Origin of the sequence: Lactobacillus sp. CBA3606 (genome assembly GCF_002970935.1) — a bacterium.
Lineage (GTDB): Bacteria > Bacillota > Bacilli > Lactobacillales > Lactobacillaceae > Lactiplantibacillus.
Genome location: NZ_CP027194.1, coordinates 1,948,712 through 1,970,724, shown reverse-complemented (window position 1 = coordinate 1,970,724; position 22,013 = coordinate 1,948,712). Strand labels below are relative to the sequence as shown.

21 protein-coding genes are annotated in these 22,013 nt (G+C 45.0%); 8 read left to right on the top strand and 13 right to left on the bottom strand.

Features of this window, described 5'->3' with window-relative positions:
* Positions 1 to 13: 13 nt before the first annotated feature.
* The 3 genes from C5Z26_RS09555 to C5Z26_RS09545 all read right to left on the bottom strand — a co-directional run bounded on the left by C5Z26_RS09555 (position 14) and on the right by C5Z26_RS09545 (position 3,633).
* Positions 14 to 982: an ABC transporter ATP-binding protein gene (locus C5Z26_RS09555; RefSeq protein WP_105449732.1), complete on the bottom strand. Its 969-nt coding sequence runs from the start codon at positions 980 to 982 to the stop codon at positions 14 to 16.
* Positions 983 to 2,509 (bottom strand): ABC transporter permease/substrate-binding protein, encoded by a 1,527-nt coding sequence (locus tag C5Z26_RS09550; RefSeq protein ID WP_105449731.1) that lies wholly within the window; start codon positions 2,507 to 2,509, stop codon positions 983 to 985.
* A gap of 230 nt (positions 2,510 to 2,739) precedes the next feature.
* Positions 2,740 to 3,633 carry an oxidoreductase gene (locus tag C5Z26_RS09545; RefSeq protein ID WP_105449730.1) on the bottom strand — a complete coding sequence of 298 codons (894 nt, stop codon included), beginning with the start codon at positions 3,631 to 3,633 and terminating at the stop codon, positions 2,740 to 2,742.
* 128 nt (positions 3,634 to 3,761) lie between these two features.
* Between C5Z26_RS09545 and C5Z26_RS09540 the strand changes: the two genes are divergently transcribed.
* Both C5Z26_RS09540 and rihC read left to right on the top strand, forming a co-directional pair.
* Positions 3,762 to 4,715, top strand: coding sequence for a Gfo/Idh/MocA family protein (locus C5Z26_RS09540; RefSeq protein WP_105450170.1), 954 nt, complete (start codon positions 3,762 to 3,764; stop codon positions 4,713 to 4,715).
* 27 nt (positions 4,716 to 4,742) lie between these two features.
* The gene (gene rihC / locus C5Z26_RS09535; RefSeq protein ID WP_105449729.1) at positions 4,743 to 5,654 is read left to right on the top strand and encodes a ribonucleoside hydrolase RihC; all 912 of its coding nucleotides are present in this window, start codon (positions 4,743 to 4,745) and stop codon (positions 5,652 to 5,654) included.
* Between the two features lie 80 nt (positions 5,655 to 5,734).
* Here rihC and C5Z26_RS09530 read toward each other — a convergent pair whose 3' ends face one another.
* The gene (locus C5Z26_RS09530; protein WP_105449728.1) at positions 5,735 to 8,506 is read right to left on the bottom strand and encodes a cation-translocating P-type ATPase; all 2,772 of its coding nucleotides are present in this window, start codon (positions 8,504 to 8,506) and stop codon (positions 5,735 to 5,737) included.
* Between the two features lie 276 nt (positions 8,507 to 8,782).
* Entirely contained in the window at positions 8,783 to 9,286 is a 504-nt protein-coding gene (locus tag C5Z26_RS09525; RefSeq protein ID WP_105449727.1) for a MerR family transcriptional regulator, read from the bottom strand.
* Between the two features lie 93 nt (positions 9,287 to 9,379).
* On the opposite strand from C5Z26_RS09525, the gene C5Z26_RS09520 reads away from it, so the two are divergent.
* The gene (locus C5Z26_RS09520) at positions 9,380 to 10,117 is read left to right on the top strand and encodes an SDR family oxidoreductase (protein ID WP_105449726.1); all 738 of its coding nucleotides are present in this window, start codon (positions 9,380 to 9,382) and stop codon (positions 10,115 to 10,117) included.
* A gap of 93 nt (positions 10,118 to 10,210) precedes the next feature.
* Here C5Z26_RS09520 and C5Z26_RS09515 read toward each other — a convergent pair whose 3' ends face one another.
* From C5Z26_RS09515 to C5Z26_RS09505, 3 genes are all read right to left on the bottom strand, one after another.
* Positions 10,211 to 10,747: an acetyl-CoA carboxylase biotin carboxyl carrier protein gene (locus tag C5Z26_RS09515; protein ID WP_105449725.1), complete on the bottom strand. Its 537-nt coding sequence runs from the start codon at positions 10,745 to 10,747 to the stop codon at positions 10,211 to 10,213.
* 96 nt (positions 10,748 to 10,843) lie between these two features.
* The gene (locus C5Z26_RS09510) at positions 10,844 to 11,164 is read right to left on the bottom strand and encodes a hypothetical protein (RefSeq protein WP_234005671.1); all 321 of its coding nucleotides are present in this window, start codon (positions 11,162 to 11,164) and stop codon (positions 10,844 to 10,846) included.
* A 151-nt stretch (positions 11,165 to 11,315) separates the two neighbouring features.
* Complete coding sequence (locus tag C5Z26_RS09505) at positions 11,316 to 11,786, bottom strand: RrF2 family transcriptional regulator (protein ID WP_105449724.1); 471 nt, start codon at positions 11,784 to 11,786, stop codon at positions 11,316 to 11,318.
* A gap of 111 nt (positions 11,787 to 11,897) precedes the next feature.
* On the opposite strand from C5Z26_RS09505, the gene C5Z26_RS09500 reads away from it, so the two are divergent.
* Complete coding sequence (locus C5Z26_RS09500) at positions 11,898 to 13,109, top strand: DUF2075 domain-containing protein (protein ID WP_105449723.1); 1,212 nt, start codon at positions 11,898 to 11,900, stop codon at positions 13,107 to 13,109.
* 12 nt (positions 13,110 to 13,121) lie between these two features.
* Positions 13,122 to 13,631 (top strand): YbhB/YbcL family Raf kinase inhibitor-like protein, encoded by a 510-nt coding sequence (locus C5Z26_RS09495; RefSeq protein WP_105449722.1) that lies wholly within the window; start codon positions 13,122 to 13,124, stop codon positions 13,629 to 13,631.
* Positions 13,632 to 13,752: 121 nt separating this feature from the next.
* On the opposite strand, the gene C5Z26_RS09490 is transcribed toward C5Z26_RS09495, so the two are convergent.
* Entirely contained in the window at positions 13,753 to 14,121 is a 369-nt protein-coding gene (locus C5Z26_RS09490) for a DUF1304 domain-containing protein (protein WP_105449721.1), read from the bottom strand.
* A gap of 253 nt (positions 14,122 to 14,374) precedes the next feature.
* Here C5Z26_RS09490 and C5Z26_RS09485 point away from each other — a divergent pair, with 253 nt between their 5' ends.
* On the top strand, positions 14,375 to 15,292 hold the full coding sequence (locus C5Z26_RS09485) for a hypothetical protein (protein WP_105449720.1): 918 nt from the start codon (positions 14,375 to 14,377) through the stop codon (positions 15,290 to 15,292).
* Between the two features lie 119 nt (positions 15,293 to 15,411).
* Here the strand turns inward: C5Z26_RS09485 and C5Z26_RS09480 are convergent, their stop codons facing one another.
* Both C5Z26_RS09480 and C5Z26_RS09475 read right to left on the bottom strand, forming a co-directional pair.
* A complete protein-coding gene (locus C5Z26_RS09480) occupies positions 15,412 to 16,917 on the bottom strand; it encodes a multicopper oxidase family protein (RefSeq protein ID WP_105449719.1) in 1,506 nt (501 codons plus the stop codon).
* 271 nt (positions 16,918 to 17,188) lie between these two features.
* Positions 17,189 to 17,752 (bottom strand): matrixin family metalloprotease, encoded by a 564-nt coding sequence (locus C5Z26_RS09475; RefSeq protein WP_234005669.1) that lies wholly within the window; start codon positions 17,750 to 17,752, stop codon positions 17,189 to 17,191.
* Between the two features lie 211 nt (positions 17,753 to 17,963).
* Between C5Z26_RS09475 and rpiA the strand changes: the two genes are divergently transcribed.
* Complete coding sequence (rpiA, locus tag C5Z26_RS09470) at positions 17,964 to 18,632, top strand: ribose 5-phosphate isomerase A (protein ID WP_105449717.1); 669 nt, start codon at positions 17,964 to 17,966, stop codon at positions 18,630 to 18,632.
* 113 nt (positions 18,633 to 18,745) lie between these two features.
* Here the strand turns inward: rpiA and C5Z26_RS09465 are convergent, their stop codons facing one another.
* Positions 18,746 to 19,732, bottom strand: coding sequence for a zinc-binding dehydrogenase (locus C5Z26_RS09465; RefSeq protein WP_234005668.1), 987 nt, complete (start codon positions 19,730 to 19,732; stop codon positions 18,746 to 18,748).
* A 78-nt stretch (positions 19,733 to 19,810) separates the two neighbouring features.
* Here C5Z26_RS09465 and C5Z26_RS09460 point away from each other — a divergent pair, with 78 nt between their 5' ends.
* Entirely contained in the window at positions 19,811 to 20,620 is an 810-nt protein-coding gene (locus C5Z26_RS09460; protein WP_105449716.1) for a MerR family transcriptional regulator, read from the top strand.
* 76 nt (positions 20,621 to 20,696) lie between these two features.
* On the opposite strand, the gene C5Z26_RS09455 is transcribed toward C5Z26_RS09460, so the two are convergent.
* Positions 20,697 to 22,013, bottom strand: coding sequence for an ammonium transporter (locus C5Z26_RS09455; RefSeq protein ID WP_105449715.1), 1,317 nt, complete (start codon positions 22,011 to 22,013; stop codon positions 20,697 to 20,699).

Sequence of the window (22,013 nt, the reverse complement as noted above, 5' to 3'; positions counted from 1 at the left end):
TTATCGTAACGACCTAATCTGGTTCATGTTGACTCAAATAACGCATCACAATCTGTCGATCTAAATACCCTTTAACCTGACCCTCTTCAATCACGGCTAAATAATCGTGGGTCGCTAATGCTTCAAACGCCGTCCGTAAAGTCGCTTGACCATCGACTGTTTCAATCTTCCCGGCCGCCACAGTCGGTTTGTTAGCCAAATAACCTTGAACTAAGCCGACTCGACCAACGTAAATGTCATACACTTTTTTGGCCCGACTCGCATGGAAGAAATCACGTACAAAATCATTCACCGGATGGCGCGCAATAGCCGTTGGCGTATCAACTTGTAACAGTTGCCCTTGACGCATGATGCCAATCCGATCACCTAATTTTAAAGCTTCACTCATGTCATGGGTAACAAAAACAATCGTATTATCATAGCGTTGATGTAATGATAGCACCAAATCTTGTAACTGTTGCCGTGACAACGGATCTAGCGCACTAAAAGGCTCGTCCATTAAGACAATCGAAGGGTGTGAGGCAATCGCCCGTAAGATGCCAATCCGTTGTTGCTCGCCGCCAGATAGTTCGTCTGGCATTCGATCACGATAAACACTGGGATCTAACCCAACTTCTTTTAATAAGTCATCAATCGTTTGGTTGATTTCTTTTTTCGGCGTTCCTTTCATTTCCGGAATGACTGCGATATTTTGTGCCACCGTCATCGTTGGGAATAAGGCAATCTGTTGTAACACGTAGCCCATTTGCCACCGCAATTCCCGGAGGGGCACGGTGGTGGTGGCTTGACCGTTGACCAAGATTTTGCCAGCCGTGGTGGGCTCTAACCGGTTAATCATCTTAAGCGACGTGGTTTTCCCACTACCGGAAGTACCTACTAACACGAACAATTCGCCCTGCGCCACCGTTAGATTCAGGTCTGGAATGACCACGTTATCATTGAAGTTTTTTTGCACATGTTGAAATTCAATTGCTGCAGTCATTTAGTTGCCCTCCTTTAATAAACCGTGTTGCACTAAATACCGTTTCGCAACACTAGCGGCCGATTCATTTTTAACGTTAACTTCATAGTTCATCTCTTGCATATCAGTTTCTGAAATCTTGCCAGCTAATTTATTTAAAGCGGCCACCACTTGCGGATGTTTCTTCGCAAAGCTGGCTTTCATCAGCGGTGCCCCCTGATAAGTTGGGAAAAAGTGCTGGTTGTCTTTTAAGATAGCTAAGTTATACTGACGCAATTCACTATCGGTGGAATAAGCATCCACTAAGTTAATCCGCCCCTTGCTAATCGCTTCATATCGGAGCGCTGGTTCCATCGACTTCGCAGTGACATCTAACCCATAAGCCTTCTTTAACCCTTTTAACCCGTCATCACGATCAATAAACTCTAGCGTCATCCCTGGTTTTAAAAGCGATTCGACTTGAGTTAAGTCACTAATGGTCGTTAAATGATGCGCCTTTTTAAATTGCTTTGTGACTGCTAAAGCGTACGTATTGTTATACTTCATTGGTTGTAACAGTCTCAAATCATCTTGATTAGCCAACCGCTTTTTCGCTAATTGGTAAGTCTGATTAGCCGTCAAATGCTGCGGATGACTGCCACTGACTAAGGTCTCTAACACTGAACCTGTAAATTCTGGGTAAATATCAATTTGACTATTTTTTAATGCGCTGAATAGAAAAGTTGTTTTCCCAAAATTAGGTTTTAAAGTGACTTTAACGTGTTCATCATTGGCTTCAATTAATTGCTTATACATGTTAATCAGGATTTCCGGTTCCGAACCTAGCTTACCGGCAATCGTAATCGTTTCAACCCGGTTAGCATAGGCACTGTAAGCACCCCCGCCACCAAGTAAAGCTAAAATCCCCACGAAAACAATTAAAGCTGATTTTGCTTTAGCCGTTTGGAACCAACGAACAATTGCACTTAAAATAATCGCTAGTAAAGCCGATGAAATGGCCCCGATTAATAGTAAGGACGTATCGTTACGATCGATTCCCAGCATGATAAAGGTCCCGAGACCACCGGCCCCAATTAAGGCCGCCAACGTCGCCGTCCCAATAATTAAAACTAACGCCGTCCGAATCCCTGAAATCATTTGTGGCATCGCAATTGGCAGTTCAACTTTAAAGAGTTTCCGCATTCGTGACATGCCGAAAGCATCCGCAGCTTCTTCAATTGACTCGTCAATTTCTGAAATACCCAAATATGTATTTTGAAAAATCGGTAGTAACGCATAAATCACTAGCGCGATCACGGCTGGTACCGTCCCAATCCCGACTAGTGGAATCAATAGTCCCAACAAAGCTAGTGAAGGAATCGTTTGTAAGACACTGGTTAATTGCAATAATACTTCCGCCATTTTAGGTCGCCGAACCGCCCAAATAGCCAATGGCATCGCAATCACCATGGCTAAGACTAACGCTGCTAGTGAAATTTCCAAATGTTGCCACAACGCTGTTAATAAATCCCCTCGTCGTTCAACTAATGTTTGAATCAAGGTCTGCATAATTACCCTCCCGTACTTTTCCCTTAATATTTTTAATCCTAGCATAACCCACTTTAAAACCGCACTAAAATGCTTTCATCATTTCAAACGCTGTGATTTCAAAAGTTACATTAATTATATTAACACGCTGATACGTAAATGTTAATTTAAATGTTTTTATCTATTTCAGCTGTGGCAAAATAAAAAAAGCAACCCTGCAGAGTAGCAGCGTTGCATGCTTCACCTAACATTTAATTCGTTGTGCGGCGATAGTGGGCCTTACCTGCCCGTTGACCACGATGCTGTAACTTGGCTAACTTAGCCGCACCAGTCACCATTTGCCCCATCATTCGATCGAACTGACGATCAGATAACCAGTGACGAGCCGTTAACGATAAGCCAGCGCCCATCCCTGCATGGTAGCGTGTTTTTGGACGCTCATCATTAACCGCTCGCGTCATTAACTTGGCAATGACACCCGGATTCGACGCAAATTCATCAAATAACGACAACATGGCCCCAACTTTGACGGCTTGTTTAGCGTAAGCCGTTTCACCTGAAATGGCTAACAACTTTTCTTCAGCAATTCCAGCCCATTCCGTCTTAATCCCACCGGGTTCAATAATTGAAACTTGAATACCAAAGGGCGCCACTTCCATCCGCAATGCGTCACTCATGCCTTCAATCGCATGCTTGGTCCCCATGTACCAGGCACTTAATGGTTGATAGATTTTGCCACCAATCGACGAGACATTAATAATCCGCCCGGCATGTTGCGCCCGCATCATTGGTAAGACGAGTTGAATCAAACGCATCACACCAAAAACATTGACTTTAAACTGATACTCGCCTTCTGCTAAGCTCACATCTTCTAGGGCGCCGTAAGAACCATAACCGGCATTGTTAATTAAAATATCTAACCGACCTTGTTCAGTTTTAATCGTTTTGACGGCAGCGACTAACGTGGCCTCTTCCGTTACATCGAGCTTTAAGACATGCACGCCACTGGCTGCTAAATCCGTCATTTTTTCAATCCGGCGAGCCGCTCCATACACAATATTACCCTGTGCCTGTAGCTTCAGGGCCGTCGCTTTTCCAATGCCTGATGACGCCCCGGTAATTAAAATCACGCGTGGTTTTCCCATTATAACTGCCTCCTAATATTCTATGTTCTGCTGTCATGCTACGGCAGTTACGCGGCAAATGCAATCGAATTCACTGTTGCGGTTATGCTAAAATAGAACTAAGTTATTTTGGAAGGTCGTGATTGGTTATGCCAGTCAAATTTGGAATTTTAAGTGCTGCTTCAATTGTGCCACGTGTCGTAGCCGGGATGCACGAATCACCAGTTGCCACCCCGCTAGCCATTGCAGCTCGTTCACAAACTAAAGCCCAACAACTAGCCGCTCAGTGTCACATTGCTACCGTGGCCCCAACTTACACGGCGCTAGTTGATAATCCGCAATTAGATGCTGTCTATATTCCAACCTATAATGCCGGCCATTTTCCGTTGGCTAAATTGGCCCTTGAACATCACCAAGCCGTGTTGTTAGAAAAGCCCTTTACCATGACGGTGACCCAAGCTAATGATTTATTTGACCTTGCACAGCGAAACCAGGTCCTGTTAATGGAAGCGCAAAAAGCCGTTTTCTTACCGATCACCCAACAGATCAAACAGTTATTGCAGGCTGGAACGCTGGGTACCGTACGCACAATCAACATCACAGAATATCATCCGCGGGGTAACCCTACTGGTTGGTTCACTAACCGTGCGGCTGGTGGCGGCGCGCTATATGGCAGTGGCGCCTACGCTTTAGATTATCTCCAATACTTGTTGGCACCCACCACCCTAGAAGTCACCGGGGTCGCCACAATTCCGACCGGCCTGACCGATACCCAAGCCGCCCTCAGTCTGAGCCTTGACGACTGCTTGGTTAACCTCTTAATTACGGCCGCCCAACCACAACCCAGTCAAATGGTGATTCACGGCGATTTAGGGACTATCACCATTCCCAATTATTGGAAAACTGACCATGCGACCTTAGCTTTAAATGACCAACCGCCACGACAACTTAAAGTCACCCAGCAAAGTGAATTTGTTTTTGAAATCAATCATTTTTGCGACTTACTAAGTCACCACCAGCTCACTAGTCCGGTCATGACACCGGCAATCACCAAACAAACGATTCAGTTAATTGAACACTGCTATACACAGTGGTATCACTAAACTTAACACCATTTGGAGGGAATACTTATGTCAACCAAAATTATTATGGATACGGACCCAGGGATTGATGACGCCGCTGCAATCACCATTGCCATCAACCATCCTGCCTTTGATTTAGACCTCATCACGACCGTTGCCGGCAATGTGACCGTTGATAAAACCACTTTAAATGCTTTAAAATTAACGCGCTTTTTCAATAGCGCCGTTCCCGTCGCAGCCGGCGCAGCCCAACCGTTAATCAAACCGTTTGAAGATGCTGTCCGGGTGCATGGCGTTTCAGGCATGCCAGGTTATGATTTTCCAACTGATCTAGCTCAGCCGCTGGCCGAAACGGCGGTTGAAGCTTTACGTGATCATATTATGCAAGCTGAACACCCCATCACGTTAGTCCCCACGGGTGCTTACACTAATATCGCCCTACTTTTTAAAACTTATCCAGAAGTTTTGCCACACATTAAAGAAATCGTTGCGATGGGGGGCACCTTAGGTCAAGGTAATATGACCAGTGCGGCTGAATTTAATGTCTTTACCGATCCACATGCGGCCGCAATTATGTATGCCGCGGGTGTGCCAATTACGATGGTCGGTCTCGACGTCACAATGAAAGCACTGCTAACACCGGCAACCATGCAACAATTACCAAGTCTAGGCCGGACTGGCGCCATGCTACATGCCCTCTTCAACCATTATCAAGATGGCGATCAGACTGGCTTGCCCATGCATGATGTAAATACATTGTTCTATCTCCTACATCCAGAAGCCTTTACAACTAAGGCGATGTGGATTGACGTACAGACGGAAGGCCCCGCCAATGGCGAAACCGTTGGTGATACTCGTGGCGCTTACCATGCGGGTCAAACCAACGCAACCGTCTGTGTGGATATTGATGCCCCGGCTTTTAATGCTTGGTTCTTGAAAACAATTGCCGCAATTGGCTAAATCATTTTAAAGAAAATCGCAAAGACACCTTGGTCGGATAATGCTGACCGAGGTGTCCTTTTTTGAGACTAGATTCCAGTTTATCGCTTACTTAAAACTAATGCCTTAATCGCTGAAATAACTAGTACGGGCACTGCTGGTAAGAAGATAACCATCAGATAGACCAGCTTGCTTAGTCGGGCCGTTCCCATAACTTCGTTAAAGAACGGCGACATCGTCACAAACAGCGAACTTAGCGCTGAAAAAGCCACTGCTAACACTAATTTTGGATTACTAAACGGATTGCGGTGAAATAGCGTTTTGGCACTCCGCGCATCAAATACATGCCAGAGTTGCCCAAAAACTAAGGTTAAAAAGGCCACGGTTTGAGCTGCTTGAATGGACATACCACTACTGGCAGCCCAGATAAACGCGATAAACACCGTCAGGCCCATTACCGTCCCCCGCACCAGCACCCGTGGTAGCATGCCATTCGCCAAGATGGATTGATGCGTATTCCGTGGAGGCACCTGCATAATATCCGCTTCGGGAACATCATATCCCAATGCAAACGATGGTAACGCATCACTAACCATATTCACCCATAGCACCATTAATGCGGTCAGCGTTGGCACATTACTGCCAACTTGACCAATATCATGTGTAATCAACAATAGGCCGAACAACAAGGACAAGACCTCGGCCACATTGGTAGTTAACTCGTGACGCATAAAATTTTTAATATTAGTAAAAATAGTTCGGCCAGCTGCGACAGAATGTTCGATGGTCGTGAATTTATCATCTAATAGAATTAAATCGGCCGAATCCTTGGTGACATCCGTCCCGTTAATCCCCATCGCAATCCCAATATCCGCTACTCGCAATGCGGGCGCATCATTCACGCCATCGCCAGTCATGGCAACCACTTCGCCATGCCGTTGTAATTGTCGGATAATCCGTTGTTTGTGTTCCGGTGAGACGCGGGCATACACCCGAATTGCCGGCACCTTTTCATATAATTCATCATCCGTTAATTGATCAAGCTGTTGCCCCTCCATAGCGGCTGGCCCATCGGCGGCAACAATGCCTAATTTTACAGCGATGGCTTGGGCCGTTTTAGCATGGTCGCCAGTAATCATAACCACGTTAATCTTTGCTTGGTGTAACGTGGCGACCGATTGCCGCACCTCTTCGCGCGGTGGATCAATAATACCCGCCAATCCTAATAACCTTACCTGCTGTTCCAATTCAGCCATTGGCAAATCCAGGGCTTCAGCTTTGGTGACCACCCGCTCACCTACCGCCAAGGTACGCAAGGCTGCTGCGGCAAACTCATCAATCTTAGCAGTAAACGGCGCCCGCCCCGTCGCAATCGGGACCCGTTCACCATTTAATTCAACCGCTACGGCTCGTTTCAATAGCACATCTGGCGCCCCTTTGGTAATCACTTTATAGGTTTGACCACTTCTGATAACCACACTCATTAACTTACGGGTACTATCAAATGGAAACAGGCGCAGGATATCAACATCAGCCGTTGCTGGTTGATTTAACAATTCAGCGCGATCCAAGCCCGCTTTTAAGCCTAGAACAACCAACGCCACATCGGTCGGATTACCGAATGGTACATAGGCCCCATTTTCAGTTTTAGACACATTGGCTTCATTATCCAAAATACTAGCACTGATAAATTGCTGCGCCGCCGTCACTTGAGCTGACGGCGTAATCTCGCCCAACGGCTCGTAACCGCGACCTTCAACCTCAAAATCAATTCCATTAGCAAAAAAGCGTGTGACCGTCATTTCATTTTTAGTTAAGGTGCCGGTTTTGTCGGAAGCAATATACGTCGTGGACCCCAAAGTTTCCACACTATTAAGCGATTTAATGAGCCCATTACGCTTGGCTAATACCGTCGCCCCAATCGTCAAGACGATTGACAATACTGCTGGTAACGCATCGGGAATCGCCGCCACCGCTAAGGCAATCGCCGTGGCTAACAAGGCCATAAAGCTCGTAAATGAGAAGCTCCCCGTCGTCAACCAAGTTTTCAGACTACCCGCCAACAAGGTGAAAATCACGATGCCACCTGCAACCAACATTAACTTGTGCGTCAGCTCGTTAATCGTCTTTTCAATCGGGGTCTTTTGCTCTGGCGTCGTTTGTAATAAGCTAGCGATTTTGCCCAATTCGGTCGCCATTCCGGTCGCCACAACTACGGCATAGCCCGCCCCATTAGTGACCGTTGAGCCTGAATAACCCATATTTTTGCGATCACCTAAGTCAGTGGCGGTTGCTAGTTCAGTAACCGTTTTCATAATCGGCTCTGATTCGCCAGTCAAATGTGCTTCGAGCACTTGCAGTTCCGAAACTTTAATCCAACGAACATCCGCTTCAATAAAGTCGCCGGTTTTAACACTAATAATATCACCGGTGACCAGCTGGTTAGCCGCCACTTTATCCCATAAATCATCACGTAACACGGCCACTTGATGATTATTCATCGCTTTTAATCCCGCCAATGATTTTCGCGCATTCACCGTTTGCCAGACGGACAAGCCACTGTTAATCAATATCAAAATGATAATGGCAATTGCTTCATAAAATGATGACCGGGCATGATCCCCATTGCCAGTCTGAATTAAGTCATAACTACCGCTAATGACTGATAATAATGCCGCCAACAATAAAATAATCACTAAGGGTTCTTTAAAACTCCGCAACAACACTAACCAAATCGGAGTCGGCGGGTCAGTTTGCATTTCATTTTTGCCAGCCTTAATAAGTCGTTGTTGGGCCTCAGCTACCGATAAGCCGGTCTGCCGGCTCGTAGCTAAATCAGTCAATACCGTTTGTGAAGTTTGATCATAAAACATCGCGCGCCTCCTTATTTGACTTAGTAACAACTTAAGCTTAACAAATCCACCAGACGAGGACGTGGCTAAACCCTCGCGTTCGATAAGTCTCCAAACTTGAGTCACTCCAAAAGCACCCGCTTAATATGAAGTAACTTGCCCCCATGACCGTGACCGATTTCTCATCAAATCACCATTTTTGCAAACAAAAAAGGGGCCCAAAAGTCAGTTAATGCGCGTTAACCTCTGATTGGAAGGTTAAGCGACACCAACTGACTTTTGGCCCAGGCTTCACATTTAATCCGCGACTCGTTGATCAGCCGCATGCAATTGGCCTAACTGCTTAGGGTCCGCACCGTTAGCTACTAACCGATCAAATTCCTGCCGGACCGCTGGATCCACGTGATTGGTGTGCGGTAAATAATGGCTTGTTTCCGTTCCCGCTTGCAAAGCAGTCTTGTAATACCACTTTTTCCAACGTAAAAAGTCTAACGTCTGTTGCATCCGGGCCATTTTTTCTTCCAACTCGGTCTCGTGCTGGTCTAAATAGTCATACCGACTTTGCAACGTTGTATCACCAGCCATACAAAGTGCAATGAACGCTGCAATTTGTTTTACTGGTACCTCGGCTTCCTTTAAACACATGATTACTTCCAAATAATTAAAATCATTATCTTTAAATCGCCGGCGACCGGCTGCATTCCGATCAACAAAGGGTAATAGCCCGGCTTTATCATAGTAGCGTAACGTGTATGGGCTAATCGCTAACTTTTTGGCAACTTCGCCGATTGAATAGGTCATCTCTAAAACTTCCTTCTTTTAATTTTACTTGACTTAGAGTTAACTCTAGATTATATACTACAATCAATCAAGTTATTAATTTGGAGGCTACTTATGAAAACACAAAAACCATTGGTCGTTATTACCGGTGCTAGCTCCGGCTTTGGCGCTGAAGACGCAAAACTATTTAATGCTGCAGGCTACCCCTTACTTTTATTAGGTCGGCGACTTGAAAAAATCAAAGCATTACCTTTAAACTTTGATAATGTCCTCACGGCAGCCGTTGATGTGACCGATTATGCCGCTTTAGAGCAAGCCATTCGGACCGCCGAAGCACAATACGGTGCCACTGATTTGTTAATCAACAATGCCGGCGTGATGTTACTCGGTAATGTGCAGCGACAAGACCCGAAAGAATGGCAAACAATGCTCGACACCAATGTCATGGGCGTTTTGAATGGCACTCAAATCGTGCTCCCAGCGATGGTTGCTCGCCAACACGGAACCATCATCAACATGTCGTCAATTGCTGGGTTTAAATCTTTCATTAACCATGCGGCTTACGTCGCTAGTAAATTTGGTGTCCACGGCTTATCCGAAACGATTCGCCAAGAAGTCGCCAATGATAATGTGCGTATCTCACTAGTCGCACCGGGTGCCGGTGAAACTGAACTATTGACTCACGTGACGGACCAACAAGCCTTAACCGATTATGAAGCTTGGAAAGCCACCATGGGCGGCACGACTTTGGCTGCGAAAGACGTTGCCACAACGGTCAAATTCATCTATGACATGCCTCAAAATGTTAATATTCGTGAAATTGACTTGGCCGCCACACGTCAAGATAACTAATCAGTCATTTAGCACTAACGCAAAAAACGACAACGATAACTCATCCAACTAGGATAAGTCGTCGCTGCCGTTTTTATTAATTTTAAGAACGAGTTAAACCTCACTAGGCGTATCTAACGCCAATTGTAATAATGGTTGCCCAAAGTTAACTTCATCACCATTTTTAGCTAATAAGGCCTTTACTTGCCCAGCTTGTTGGGCTACGACTGGCCGCATCATCTGCATCGCCTGAATCAAGCCCACTTGTTGACCCACACTAACATGATCGCCAATCTTAACATAAGGCGCTTCATCCGCCGAATGTGCTTGATAATATATACCCACGACTGGCGCCGTCACACATTCTTTGGGGTCAATTTCATCGGTAGTCTGTTCTGGCGCTAACCGCGTCCCCACCGGAGTGGGTGTCGCTGCTGGGGTCACCGGCGTGTTCACGACTGGCGCTGGTGTCACGGGGGCTACCTCAGTAACGGGCGCGTTAGGTAACGGAACCGGCTGGCCGGCCACGGTTGCTTTACGATGACCCTTTTTACCCAGTTGAATCTCAAATTCTTGATCACGATATTCAAAATCAGTTAAACTACTTTGCTCAAACTTATCCATCAGTTGATAAACTTTATCTAAATCCATCAAACAACCCTCCAATAGTTTGCAGTTCCCATAATATGGTTCAGTGTACCGCAGGATTGTGGTGGAAATATGAATGCTTCTTTAAGAATTTATCAATTATCTGGTCAAGGCAGTGGTTGTACATGGCAACACTTTGAAACGAAATAACGGCGCCGGTGATTTGCCGGCCTTGACGTAAGCCAATACGGCATCGACATGATCTAGCTGTAACAACCGATTGTCCAGTTGCCATAAGTTCCGTTGGTAATAGTCACGACAATATTGCACTAAGTGAGTTAAAAGATTGCCGATGGCTTCATTAACCGTATTACCACGACCATCCACACCCCAAAAATCAGCAGATTCTACCCAATAACGACTTTCTGATAATTCCCGATAACGGTCAGTTTCATGAACTAAGACTAAACGTGGTGCCATTGCCAGGGCCTCCTCTTAAATGCTGGTTACCTTTAATGTCATTAAAGATAGCACGTTCAAGCACCCGCGACAATCCGCTAACGCTATTCCGTTTCAAAGTAAGCTGGTAGCAACTACTAGCCTAAGTTTTTGAGGGATTTTACGCCTCACATTAAGAATCTAAAGGTGGCTTTTGCGCCAAAAAATACCCATGATGGTGGGTATCGCGTTTTAAGTCAGCCATCGTAAATTGATGATAATAGGCCCGATACTGTTGGTCCGCCACCGTAAACAAGTCAGTCAATGATTCGCTTAAATTGGCCGCAATCGGCGAAGTCTCAACCTCATCATCGGTTCGGGAATGGCCGGTAATAAAGCGCGCATAACTCAAAGTGGGTGGAATCGTTAAGTCATATAAATCGCCTAAATTCATCGCAACTAAGGGTTTCTCTAGTTGGTAACCGCCATATTTACCGACTGTCCCAAGCAGATAGCCTGCCTTATGTAACACAGACAAAATATTACGAATCATTACTGGATTCAAATGTAAAGATTGCGCTAATTCGCGGCTAGATACCTTATCTGCCCGATGATCATCTAAGTACAATAAACTGTGAACTGCCACCGAAAAATCAAGCCTCATAAATATCCCTCCCAGAACCAACTCGTTTAATCTTATTTTACCACCGACTGTAATTATTATCATTTCAATTAATACTGACGTTACGTTACAATAAGCGACAGGGGGCTTTTTATGACAACTGAACTTAGTGCGGCGACCTTTAAGCTGACCGCGACAGCCGCTTTGTCACCCGCACAACAACAATTAGAACATGCGTTACTGACTTTTATCACCACGCATTTGGCGCAACCGACGACTGGCTTATTCGTCATTCACGGCGATGCCGGTACTGGCAAAAGTGCTGTGCTAGCCGCTGCTTTTAGTCGTTTACAAGCCTTAAGTCGCAGTGAAACGCCAAACGCCTTACAGGGCACTGATAATTATTTAGTTGTCAATCACAACGAAATGCTGAAAATCTATAAACGATTAGCTGGTTCAGCGCCAGATTTACGTAAAAAGGATTTCCAAAAACCGACGCCACTAATTAATCGGTTAAGCAAAACTGACCACCAGGCTGATGTGGTCTTTATTGATGAAGCGCACCTTTTACTCACCCAACCCGACCGTTATAATCGCTTTAACGGTCAAAATCAGTTAGCGGAACTCATCAAGCATAGCCGGGTAGTCGTCTTAGTCTTCGACAGCCATCAAGTCTTAAAATTAAAAAGTTACTGGCAAGCGGCGGATTTACAACCTTTCTTAGCCCAATATCCACACGAAACGTTCAATTTAGATGAGCAATTCCGAGTTACTGGGAATGCACAGGTGGTGAATTGGATCGACCAATTCACCCAAGGCCACTTATTGCCACAACCCGTTGATGCGAACTTTGATTTCCGGATTTTTGCTGACGGTCAACCCATGTATGACCTAATTCGCCAACGTGATCAGCAAGTACACTTGGCGCGCCTCATTGCGACTGCCGACTTTCCCTATGTGGTCAATCATGGCACTTGGTACGTCACTGCCGGTCATCTCAAGCTCCCGTGGGATAAAGTTAATCTGACTGACGATCCATGGGCCTTGCGACCCGAAACCTTAAATGAAGTTGGCTCAATTTATACGATTCAAGGCTTCGACCTCAACTACGCCGGTGTTATTTTAGGCCCATCGGTGGGCTACGATGCCGCAACGGATCGCGTCATCATTCATTTGGACCACTACGAAGATCAAGAGGCCTTTAAAAATCGATCAGATTTAGGTGAACTGGCGAAATTAAAAGTACAAATCGTTTTTAATTCGATTAACGTTTTAATGAAACGCGGGCGCTATGGGCTCTATATCACCGCGGTCGACCCGGCATTACGGCAACGACTATCAGAATTATCGGCACCACAACTTTAAGGAGGTTTTTTGATGAAAGTTTCAATTCCAACCGAAAACGGCGTCCTCGCCGCAGAATACAGTAAGCAAGCTGCCCCAGAACAACAATATAAGGGCCATCCTATTATTTCGTTTCCAATTCATATCACGGCTGTGCCCGCTGGTACCCAGACGCTCGCCTTTGCTTTTTACGATCACGATGCGATTCCAGTTAGCGGCTTTACGTGGATTCATTGGATTGCCGCCAACTTACCTGCCGAAACAACAACGATTCCCGCCAACGCCAGCCAAACTGGGGTGGTGCCAATGGTTCAAGGCAACAACTCGACTGCCGGAGGAGTTACGGGTGAGACTGATTTAAAGATCACACAACATTACGTGGGTCCCTATCCGCCTAACCAAGACCACGAGTATACTTTCACCCTCTATGCTTTGGACACAACCCTCCCGCTAGCACCGGGTTATTGGTTAAATGGCTTCTATAAAGCGAGTGCTGGTCATATTTTAGCCACCGCTGAAACCACGGTAATTGGTAAAAAATAACGGCTAACCAACTCAGAAAAAATAAGCACTGCAAGAATTTTTTGAATTCTTGCAGTGCTTATTTGGTATCAGTCGTCTAAAATACTGACCGCTACACCCATAATCGGCTGCTCAGACTTACTTAAGCTAAGCAAACTAAACCGAAGGCAATTAATGCGGGTAACCCTTGAATAATCATAATACTTTTGCTAACTTTAACGCTTCCGTAAATAGCCGCTACGACGACACACGCCAGGAAAAATAACGTTACGCCAGTACTAGCCACCGCTGGTACGACAAACAAACTAAAGAGTATGCCGACCGCTAAAAAGCCATTGTACAACCCTTGGTTCTTAAATAGAAGTTGCACGGTTGGCTGTGCTAACTGTGCTCGCGGTATCCCAAATGCTTGTGCCGTCATCTCACTATCGGCATTAAACATCTCTAACCACAAAATGAAGAAATGTTCTAACGCAACTAATACCGCCATCACCATTGCTGCAATTGCCATTCTTAACCCCACCTTTTATAACCCATTTAATACTCTAAGTTTAACAAACTAACGACTAAAGCTAAAGCTATCACCACATCAACTAGTTTGAGAATTGATTTAAATATAGTTTTGGAATTAATTATTACTTTACTTCATCATTTAAATGCCCATCAGTCGACCTGAAAGCCCTGATTAGTTGTGTTATAATCGAAAACAATTGACTAAATTCAATACTTTTATATATCATCAACGAGGAGGTTATCGAGATAAGATGCATTTAATTAACCGCGACTTACGCGATTATCTGGTGGGGTTCACACTAGTCCTACTAATGGTTGCAGCTGCGACTTGGCTCAACGATTACGAGGTGATTTTACCAGAAATCGCAGCGTTAACTACCGGTATGTGGATTTACCATAACCCGACTTGGCTACGTCAACCTTATAAGATCTTCTTAGTACCGTCCGGGACAGCCGTCATTGGTTTTTTCATCAATCAATTAGCCTTAACTTACCCTGAAAAGGTCTTGGTAGCACTTGCACTGATGCTGTTATTGTTAAGCGTGTTACGCTCAACCCTAGCCCCAGCTTTTGCTACGGGGCTACTCCCGATTATTGTTAATGCGACCCATTGGTCTTTTATCGTCGCCATTTTCTTATTCACACTCATCTTGATGGTGGGCGTCCTAATCCGCGGCTTGCATCAAGGCCTGGGTAAAGGTTCAGGTTCTAGCTATCAGACTATCTTTATTTTCATGGGTGCGGTTATCGTTTGGACGAGTGCAGTTTGGTTAGTCGGCCAACCACAACTAGCGGCAATGCCACCCGTATTAGTTGTCTTTTTCGAGGTCCTGCAACAACCCACTTACAGTGGTAAAATGGCTAGCAAACAAATCATCGCCTTAGCCGGTGCCGCAACGATTGGTGTTTTAGTTCATTTACTTTTCTCAGCCTGGTTAGTCACGACTTTGATTAGCCTGCCACTAGTCTTTGGGCTACTCCAGTTACTGCACTTAAAATTACCTGCCGCTTATGCTTTTCCATTATTAGGACTTGTTTTACCAACCAATATGTTTAGGGCGTTACCATTAACTGCTTTATTAGCTGCCAGTTTCTTTTTAGGCTTTAGTTTGTGCTACAAGAAATTGATGGCGGTAAGTAAACCAATTATTGAATCCTCAAAAAAATAAAGTGAATCGCTAAGCTTGATCTATCGGTCCAAGCTTAGCGATTCACTTTTTTCATCACAGTAGTGTTATCAAAGAACCCAAAATAGGTCGCAAAAGTTCCTTTGACCTATGCTTATTGCTTACATTCCTGGCATCCAAACATCTTCTGGTTTAACGCCTTGCTCTTCAGCAAAAGCATTGCGTAGGGTGGTCATATCCATCAGATGATACGTCTGTGGATGATCCGGATCATAGGATTCAATCTGTGCCATCATGCCACCATCTTCATGTTCAATAATGTGACAGTGATACATATAGACACCGGTCAAATCAAACTTGACTTTAATCCGAACCGTCTCACCTGGATTCACGCCCACAGTATCTTTCAGGCCGTGTTCATTCGGATAGACTGGACCATCGTTACGGGCCAAGACCGTGAATTGCGTCCCGTGCACGTGGAATGGATGGACCATCCCGTTTTTGGTACTATTCGTATTCGTAATTTCCCAGATGACCACATCATTGACTTTCTGGCGCGCATCAATCCGTTCCATATCAAACTTTTTGCCATCCATCGCAACTTCTTCATCCATACCATCCATCGTAATCTTACGAACGGGTACCCCAGGGGTCGGGGCTTCATCCGGAATGTCCACCAAATGGTCTGGCAACGTTGTGTTATCCGGCGCAAAGGACTTGATTCGGAAATGACATAATGGCGTCTCGTCAGACATCAATGTCACTTCATCACCAGGTTGATATTGGCCGAAATCAATCACGATTTCATCCCGTTCAGCACAAGTAATCATGAGTTTTGACAGATAGACTGGTGCTGGCATAATCCCGCCATCGGAGCCCACTTGGGCAAATGTTAACCCATCGTCAAAGTGTAACCGCCATTCACGTCGATTAGAACCATTCAAAATCCGCAAGCGAATCCGTTGGGTGGTCACCTCAAAATAAGGATTGATGGTCCCGTTGATTAATGCGGTATGCCCTTGCACACCATCGGGATCATAATCAGCCCGATAATCGAACTGGTTATCCGCATGAAATTCACGGTCTTGTAGAACCAACGGAATATCGTCCACGCCATAATTTCGGGGTAACGGTAATTGCGCTTCCACATCATCTTGGATAATCACCATTGCCGCTAAGCCTTTCCAGACTTGGGTCGCCGTTGATGGACAAGGATGCGCATGGAGCCACGTGGTTGCGGCTGGTTGCATGACTTTAAAATCAATATGATTCGTTTTACCAGGATATACGGGGGCATGACAGCCACCATCCGTAATTGGTCCGGGCACATTTAACCCATGCCAATGAAAGGTCGTTAATTCTGGTAATGCATTTTTCAAATCAATATGCGTTTGTTTCCCATTATGGAAAACGATTGTTTGCCCCAAGAAGCCCGCATTATAGCCCCAAGTTTTCGTTTTTTTACCTGGTAAAAATTGAGTTTCACTAGTTTCAGCTTTAACCGTGTAGTAATCATCCGTCGCTGTCTGTTTATCTGGTTGCAACAGCGGTGGAATCGCCAACGGTTGTGGCGCTAATTGCGGTGTGACTAACGGAATATAGCCACCATCGTGCGTATTATAAGCTGGTTCATCAAAAAAATAATCAGTATAGACTTTTTTTGCCATCTCGACATCCCCTTAAAATTCTAAACAATAATTACCATTGAATCACGTCCTAGTGTCAGCGCTTACCAACACATTAGCTTTAGTTTAGAATTATTTTAAACGAGTGTCAATCAATATCAAGGTTTAATATTTTAAACTTATTAGCGGAAAAAACGCCCACTTAAAACTTTAATCGGCGCATAAAAAGTGAACACCGGTAACATCAAAACTAGTGGGGTCCAGTGTCACTTTTTTTGAATTGATAGCTATACTGGTCATGCAATTAAAAAAACTATTTGGTTGAATCTTCGCCAACCGGTAATTGATATCGCTTTTTGACTGCCGCAATATCGGCCTGACTAATATGATTGTAACGATTGTCGGCTAACATCACACTGCGCGAATCACGACTATGTTGTAACCCAATCACATGTCCAAGTTCATGTTCAGCCACGTGTACTTGACTCGTGGTGGTGTAATGGTAAGTCATTAAATTTCGAGTTAATAGCAGGACTTGTGCCTTAGCAAAGTAATGATTGGGTTGCTCATACATTAGCGTTAATCCGGCTAACAGGTGATAACGTCCGGTCGTCGCTGTACTAGTCCCCAAAGTCACCTGATGATGTGCCGCAGACCCTGGTACGAATCGAAACTGACCGGTTGCGTTCCAAGCCTTAATCGCCGTGACATAAATATCGCGGTAATGAGTGGACCCGGTCATCACGTACGTGACCTGTGGCTTTTGCCAACGATTAACCCCAAATGGCGTAGCCGCTGCCTGAGCAACGGGACTCATACTTAAGCTCATGATTAAGGTCAATGCCATTAACTCGAGTTTATTTCGAATGCTTTGCATTGCTGTTACCCCTTTCACCATAATCAAGGTAGCCATCAATACAGTTATAGTGTAGGACCATTTGCTAAGAATCCCCATTTAACGGCTCAAAATCACCCAAAAATGTCACATCGCCCCAGCAGTTCAGGTTAGTTAACCAGACGTTCTAGCTCATCAGTAACCCTTCCGTGGTATGATAATCATAATCTAAATAACTTTGGAAGTGACCCTAATGACCATTAAACAAACAATCGCGCAAGCGGCACTCAAACACATTCAACCGGGGATGGTCGTCGGCTTTGGTGGCGGTTCAACAGTTGGTGAACTCGTCAATGAAGCAGCGAACTTCGTCAACGACATTCAAGTAGTGACTCCCTCACCGACCACCCGCCAATTGGCGACCGTTCTCGGCTACACCGTGATTGATCCGCAATACTGTGATCGCATTGACATTGCCTTTGATGGCTGTGATCAACTCGACCACCACGGCTCAGCTTTAAAAAGCGGTGGTGGCATCCATACGAACGAAAAGATTATTGCGAGCTTAGCCGATAATTATTGGCTATTAACCTTACAATCACGGTTAGTCGATTCCTTTGATCCTAAAATCCCATTAGTATTAGAAGTTTTACCGCGAGCGTTGGCTTTAGTCATGCGAGAAGTGGCTGCTCGTGGCGGTCAAGCGACGGTTCGCACCGCCACCAATCGTGATGGCTTGACCCTTACCGATAACGGTAATCTCATTATCGACTGTCAATTCCCCAACTATGCACAGTTATCTGAACTGAATCACCAACTCAAATTACTCGCTGGGGTGGTTGAAACATCTTACTTTGACCGCCTTGTGACTAACGCCATCTTAGGTGACGAAGTGACTGGGACCGTGCAGACATTATTTTAATTACTCGGTAACCAAAAAAGCTAGCCTAACCGATGCAGAATATGCGTCAATTAGGCTAGCTTTTTGTTGTTCCTATTTAAATTAGTGTTCTAATCGCCCATGAAATCGTTTTTCTACAAGACGACGACATGTTTACCGCTATCGTGACCGGCTTCTAAGTCGGCTTGCGCTTGTCCAACTGCCGCTAAGCCATGATAAGTTTTGGCAATTGGAACAGTCAGCGTGCCCTGTTCAATTTCCTTCAAAACACGATTAAAGACCGTTGCTGGCAAATCTTGTGCCTCACCAGCATAGCTCGTTAGAAAGGTTCCGGTTGGAATCATGAATGGTGAAAAGTCAGTGACCGTCCATTTACCTGACAAAGCACCGGTGAAGCACAATTTGCCACCCGCTTTCAAATACTTAATATCTTGAAATAAGGTCGTAACCCCAACTAACTCTAGGACTTTATCGACCCCATTGGGTGCCAATTGATGCATCTTTTCATCAAAGTTTTGATCATCTAATACCGGATAAGTCGCACCATATTTGGTCAGGGCTGCTAACTTATCCATATTTCTGGTCGTTGAAATAACGGTTGCCCCCATCTGTTTGGCGAGATCAGCGGCCATCAGCCCGACTGTCGAGGAACCACCACGAATTAAAAGGATGTCATTTTCACGCAAGTCTAAGCCACGCTTGAGTGACCCATAAGCCGTCTGCAACATCTCCGGTAAAGCCCCAACAATGCCCCAGTCCAGGCTTGTCGTTATCGGGATAACGTTTTCTGCTTTGACTAAGGTATAGTCTGCATAGGACCCATCAATAGCTCTCCCCATGCCGCCCATCATCGTCGCAACCTTTTGGCCGACCGCCAATGAGCCGTTTTCGCCAACCGCTGCAACAACGCCGACGCCTTCAATACCCAATATTCTTGGATAAGAAAAGTCCGCTGAAGATTCACCTTTACGACTAGTCACTTCTGACTCATTAACCCCGAACGCCTTAACTTTAATCAGGACATACCCGGCTTTAATAACTGGTCGTGCAACCCATTCAGGAACTAAATCCTTGGCATCAACGGGTTGACTAATTTTAATTGCTTGCATTTGATTTTTCATTTTTGTGCTCCTATCATTAATGTTATCCTTAATTATATGCTGTAACGTAACGTGACAGTCAATGAAGGAAGCTTATCTATGTTAAAAATAAGTGAAATGGCTAAATTAGCCCATACAACCCGGCGGACCTTAATCTTTTACGATCAAGAAGCCCTCTTTACCCCGAACTACAAAACCAAGGCCGGTTACCGTTACTATGACTATGATCAGTTATATGAGTTACTATTCATCTTAGGTTTACGAAACTTGAGCATCCCCTTAGAAAAAATCAAAAAAATTAAGGATCAATCGACCGATGTTGCCATTTCGCAACTGTTAGACACCCAAAGTAAAATTGATGATAAAATCAATGAACTTGTTAGAATTAAAAAGGTCATTAATAAAAGGCTTGAAAATCAGGCCGTCATTGCTAACACGTCATTCTATCAACCTGTAGTAAACGAGCGACACAAAAAAAGATTCTGGTGTTCGCGCCAATCAGTCGGCTGTACTGCAGCAGAGGTCGCCCAATTATTCTCTGAATTCTATCATCAGCTGGATTCGTTAGCCGTTATGGACACGAACAAATCGGGCTTTTTAACCACCTTAGCAGTTGATCAGCCAGCCGACTATGACACCGCTTCATTTCGGATAATCAGAGAAGTTATGACTGATGCTGCCACCATCCCAATGCCGACCATCGAAAAAGCGGCTGGCAAATACGCTTGTGTGTTAGTTGAAAACAATGCGGCTGGTATTCATCACGGCTTAACTAAGCTGAAGGCGTTTTGCCACACCAATGGACTAGCAACCGAAAAATTCTTATGGCAAATAAACGCCAGTAGCACCTTTATCAAAACTGGCTCATCCAAATATGGCTGGCTTGAATTCGCCATCATTGACGCCTAATAACGATGGCTCACGCCACTCAAAAACGCCCTTCATTTAACCAGCATGAAGGGCGTTTTTAAAATCAGCAACCGGTTTACCGAAACCGTTGATGTCGATCTAATAATCGGGCTAACTGCCCTTGGAATTCATTTTGATGTACTTGAATATCGGTTAACTCCGAACTGATGGGAACCGTGTAATCTGCAACCTCACCGTGTTCACCTTGATCTAAGCCCAATTTTTCTTCGGCCACATCGACCCGCATTTTGATCAAACGTTTCAAAATAACGATAATCACCACACACATTACCGTGGTGAAACCAATCGTGGCTACGGTCGCCAGCACCTGTAACCCGAATAGTTTCCAGCCACCCCCATAAAACAACCCATTTAACGCAATACTGGCATTCACTTGTTTTGTGGCGAATAAGCCAGTCAAGATACTCCCCACTATCCCAGAAACACCATGACAGCCAAAGGCATCTAGCGCATCATCAATCCCTAAACGTGGTTTCACTAACGTAATGAAGGTATAGCTTGTCAGCGTCGCAATTAAGCCAATCCAAAAGGCCCCACTAACTGTCACATAACCACAGGCCGGGGTAATACCAACTAGGCCACACAAGGTCCCCGTACAAACCCCGACTAAAGTCGGCTTCCCTTTAGTGGTCATTTCAATCACCATCCACGTCATCATTGACGTAGCCGTTGCCACCGTCGTGGTTAGAAATGCCTGAATCGCAATGCCATTAATGGCTAATGCTGAGCCTGCATTAAACCCGTACCACCCAATCCAAAGAATAGCCGTACCCAATAGGACCCACAGAATGTTATAGTGTTGCGTTTCACCCTTACCGTAGTTATACCGTGGGCCTAAAAACGCCGATAATACAAGCGCGGTAATCCCGGCATTAATGTGGACAACTGTCCCACCAGCAAAATCAATCACGCCAAGCTTGGCCAGTAGCCCATTGTCCCAGACCATGTGGACCATTGGATAATAGATTAAGATGGACCAAAAAGCAATGAACGCCAACAAGAACTTAAACCGAATGCGACCAACGACTGCCCCGACGAACAACGCCGGTGTGATAATAGCAAACATCATTTGAAAAATTAAATATAACCCGTTGGGGATTTTAGTCGGGGTTAACGCTTGTAGATTGACCCCGTGTAACCAGACCGCCTTTAAATTACCAACGATCCCACCAAAATCACCAGAAAATGAGAGCGAATACCCTAATAATAACCATAGTAGGATTGCGAGTCCGCAAATCATAAAAACGGATAACATCGTATTAACAACGTTCCGCTTAGAGACTAAGCCACCATAAAAGAAGGCTAATCCTGGTGTCATGAACAATACCAATATACTAGATAGAACTAAGAACGTTGAATTTGCAGCATTCAT

Excerpts from the sequence above, each read along its gene's own strand:
- C5Z26_RS09555 (WP_105449732.1), bottom strand. The coding sequence starts at position 982 with ATGACTGCAGCAATTGAATTTCAACATGTGCAAAAAAACTTCAATGAT.
- C5Z26_RS09550 (WP_105449731.1), bottom strand. The coding sequence starts at position 2,509 with ATGCAGACCTTGATTCAAACATTAGTTGAACGACGAGGGGATTTATTA.
- C5Z26_RS09545 (WP_105449730.1), bottom strand. The coding sequence starts at position 3,633 with ATGGGAAAACCACGCGTGATTTTAATTACCGGGGCGTCATCAGGCATT.
- C5Z26_RS09540 (WP_105450170.1), top strand. The coding sequence starts at position 3,762 with ATGCCAGTCAAATTTGGAATTTTAAGTGCTGCTTCAATTGTGCCACGT.
- rihC (WP_105449729.1), top strand. The coding sequence starts at position 4,743 with ATGTCAACCAAAATTATTATGGATACGGACCCAGGGATTGATGACGCC.
- C5Z26_RS09530 (WP_105449728.1), bottom strand. The coding sequence starts at position 8,506 with ATGTTTTATGATCAAACTTCACAAACGGTATTGACTGATTTAGCTACG.
- C5Z26_RS09525 (WP_105449727.1), bottom strand. The coding sequence starts at position 9,286 with ATGACCTATTCAATCGGCGAAGTTGCCAAAAAGTTAGCGATTAGCCCA.
- C5Z26_RS09520 (WP_105449726.1), top strand. The coding sequence starts at position 9,380 with ATGAAAACACAAAAACCATTGGTCGTTATTACCGGTGCTAGCTCCGGC.
- C5Z26_RS09515 (WP_105449725.1), bottom strand. The coding sequence starts at position 10,747 with ATGGATTTAGATAAAGTTTATCAACTGATGGATAAGTTTGAGCAAAGT.
- C5Z26_RS09510 (WP_234005671.1), bottom strand. The coding sequence starts at position 11,164 with ATGGCACCACGTTTAGTCTTAGTTCATGAAACTGACCGTTATCGGGAA.
- C5Z26_RS09505 (WP_105449724.1), bottom strand. The coding sequence starts at position 11,786 with ATGAGGCTTGATTTTTCGGTGGCAGTTCACAGTTTATTGTACTTAGAT.
- C5Z26_RS09500 (WP_105449723.1), top strand. The coding sequence starts at position 11,898 with ATGACAACTGAACTTAGTGCGGCGACCTTTAAGCTGACCGCGACAGCC.
- C5Z26_RS09495 (WP_105449722.1), top strand. The coding sequence starts at position 13,122 with ATGAAAGTTTCAATTCCAACCGAAAACGGCGTCCTCGCCGCAGAATAC.
- C5Z26_RS09490 (WP_105449721.1), bottom strand. The coding sequence starts at position 14,121 with ATGGCAATTGCAGCAATGGTGATGGCGGTATTAGTTGCGTTAGAACAT.
- C5Z26_RS09485 (WP_105449720.1), top strand. The coding sequence starts at position 14,375 with ATGCATTTAATTAACCGCGACTTACGCGATTATCTGGTGGGGTTCACA.
- C5Z26_RS09480 (WP_105449719.1), bottom strand. The coding sequence starts at position 16,917 with ATGGCAAAAAAAGTCTATACTGATTATTTTTTTGATGAACCAGCTTAT.
- C5Z26_RS09475 (WP_234005669.1), bottom strand. The coding sequence starts at position 17,752 with ATGCAAAGCATTCGAAATAAACTCGAGTTAATGGCATTGACCTTAATC.
- rpiA (WP_105449717.1), top strand. The coding sequence starts at position 17,964 with ATGACCATTAAACAAACAATCGCGCAAGCGGCACTCAAACACATTCAA.
- C5Z26_RS09465 (WP_234005668.1), bottom strand. The coding sequence starts at position 19,732 with ATGAAAAATCAAATGCAAGCAATTAAAATTAGTCAACCCGTTGATGCC.
- C5Z26_RS09460 (WP_105449716.1), top strand. The coding sequence starts at position 19,811 with ATGTTAAAAATAAGTGAAATGGCTAAATTAGCCCATACAACCCGGCGG.
- C5Z26_RS09455 (WP_105449715.1), bottom strand. The coding sequence starts at position 22,013 with ATGAATGCTGCAAATTCAACGTTCTTAGTTCTATCTAGTATATTGGTA.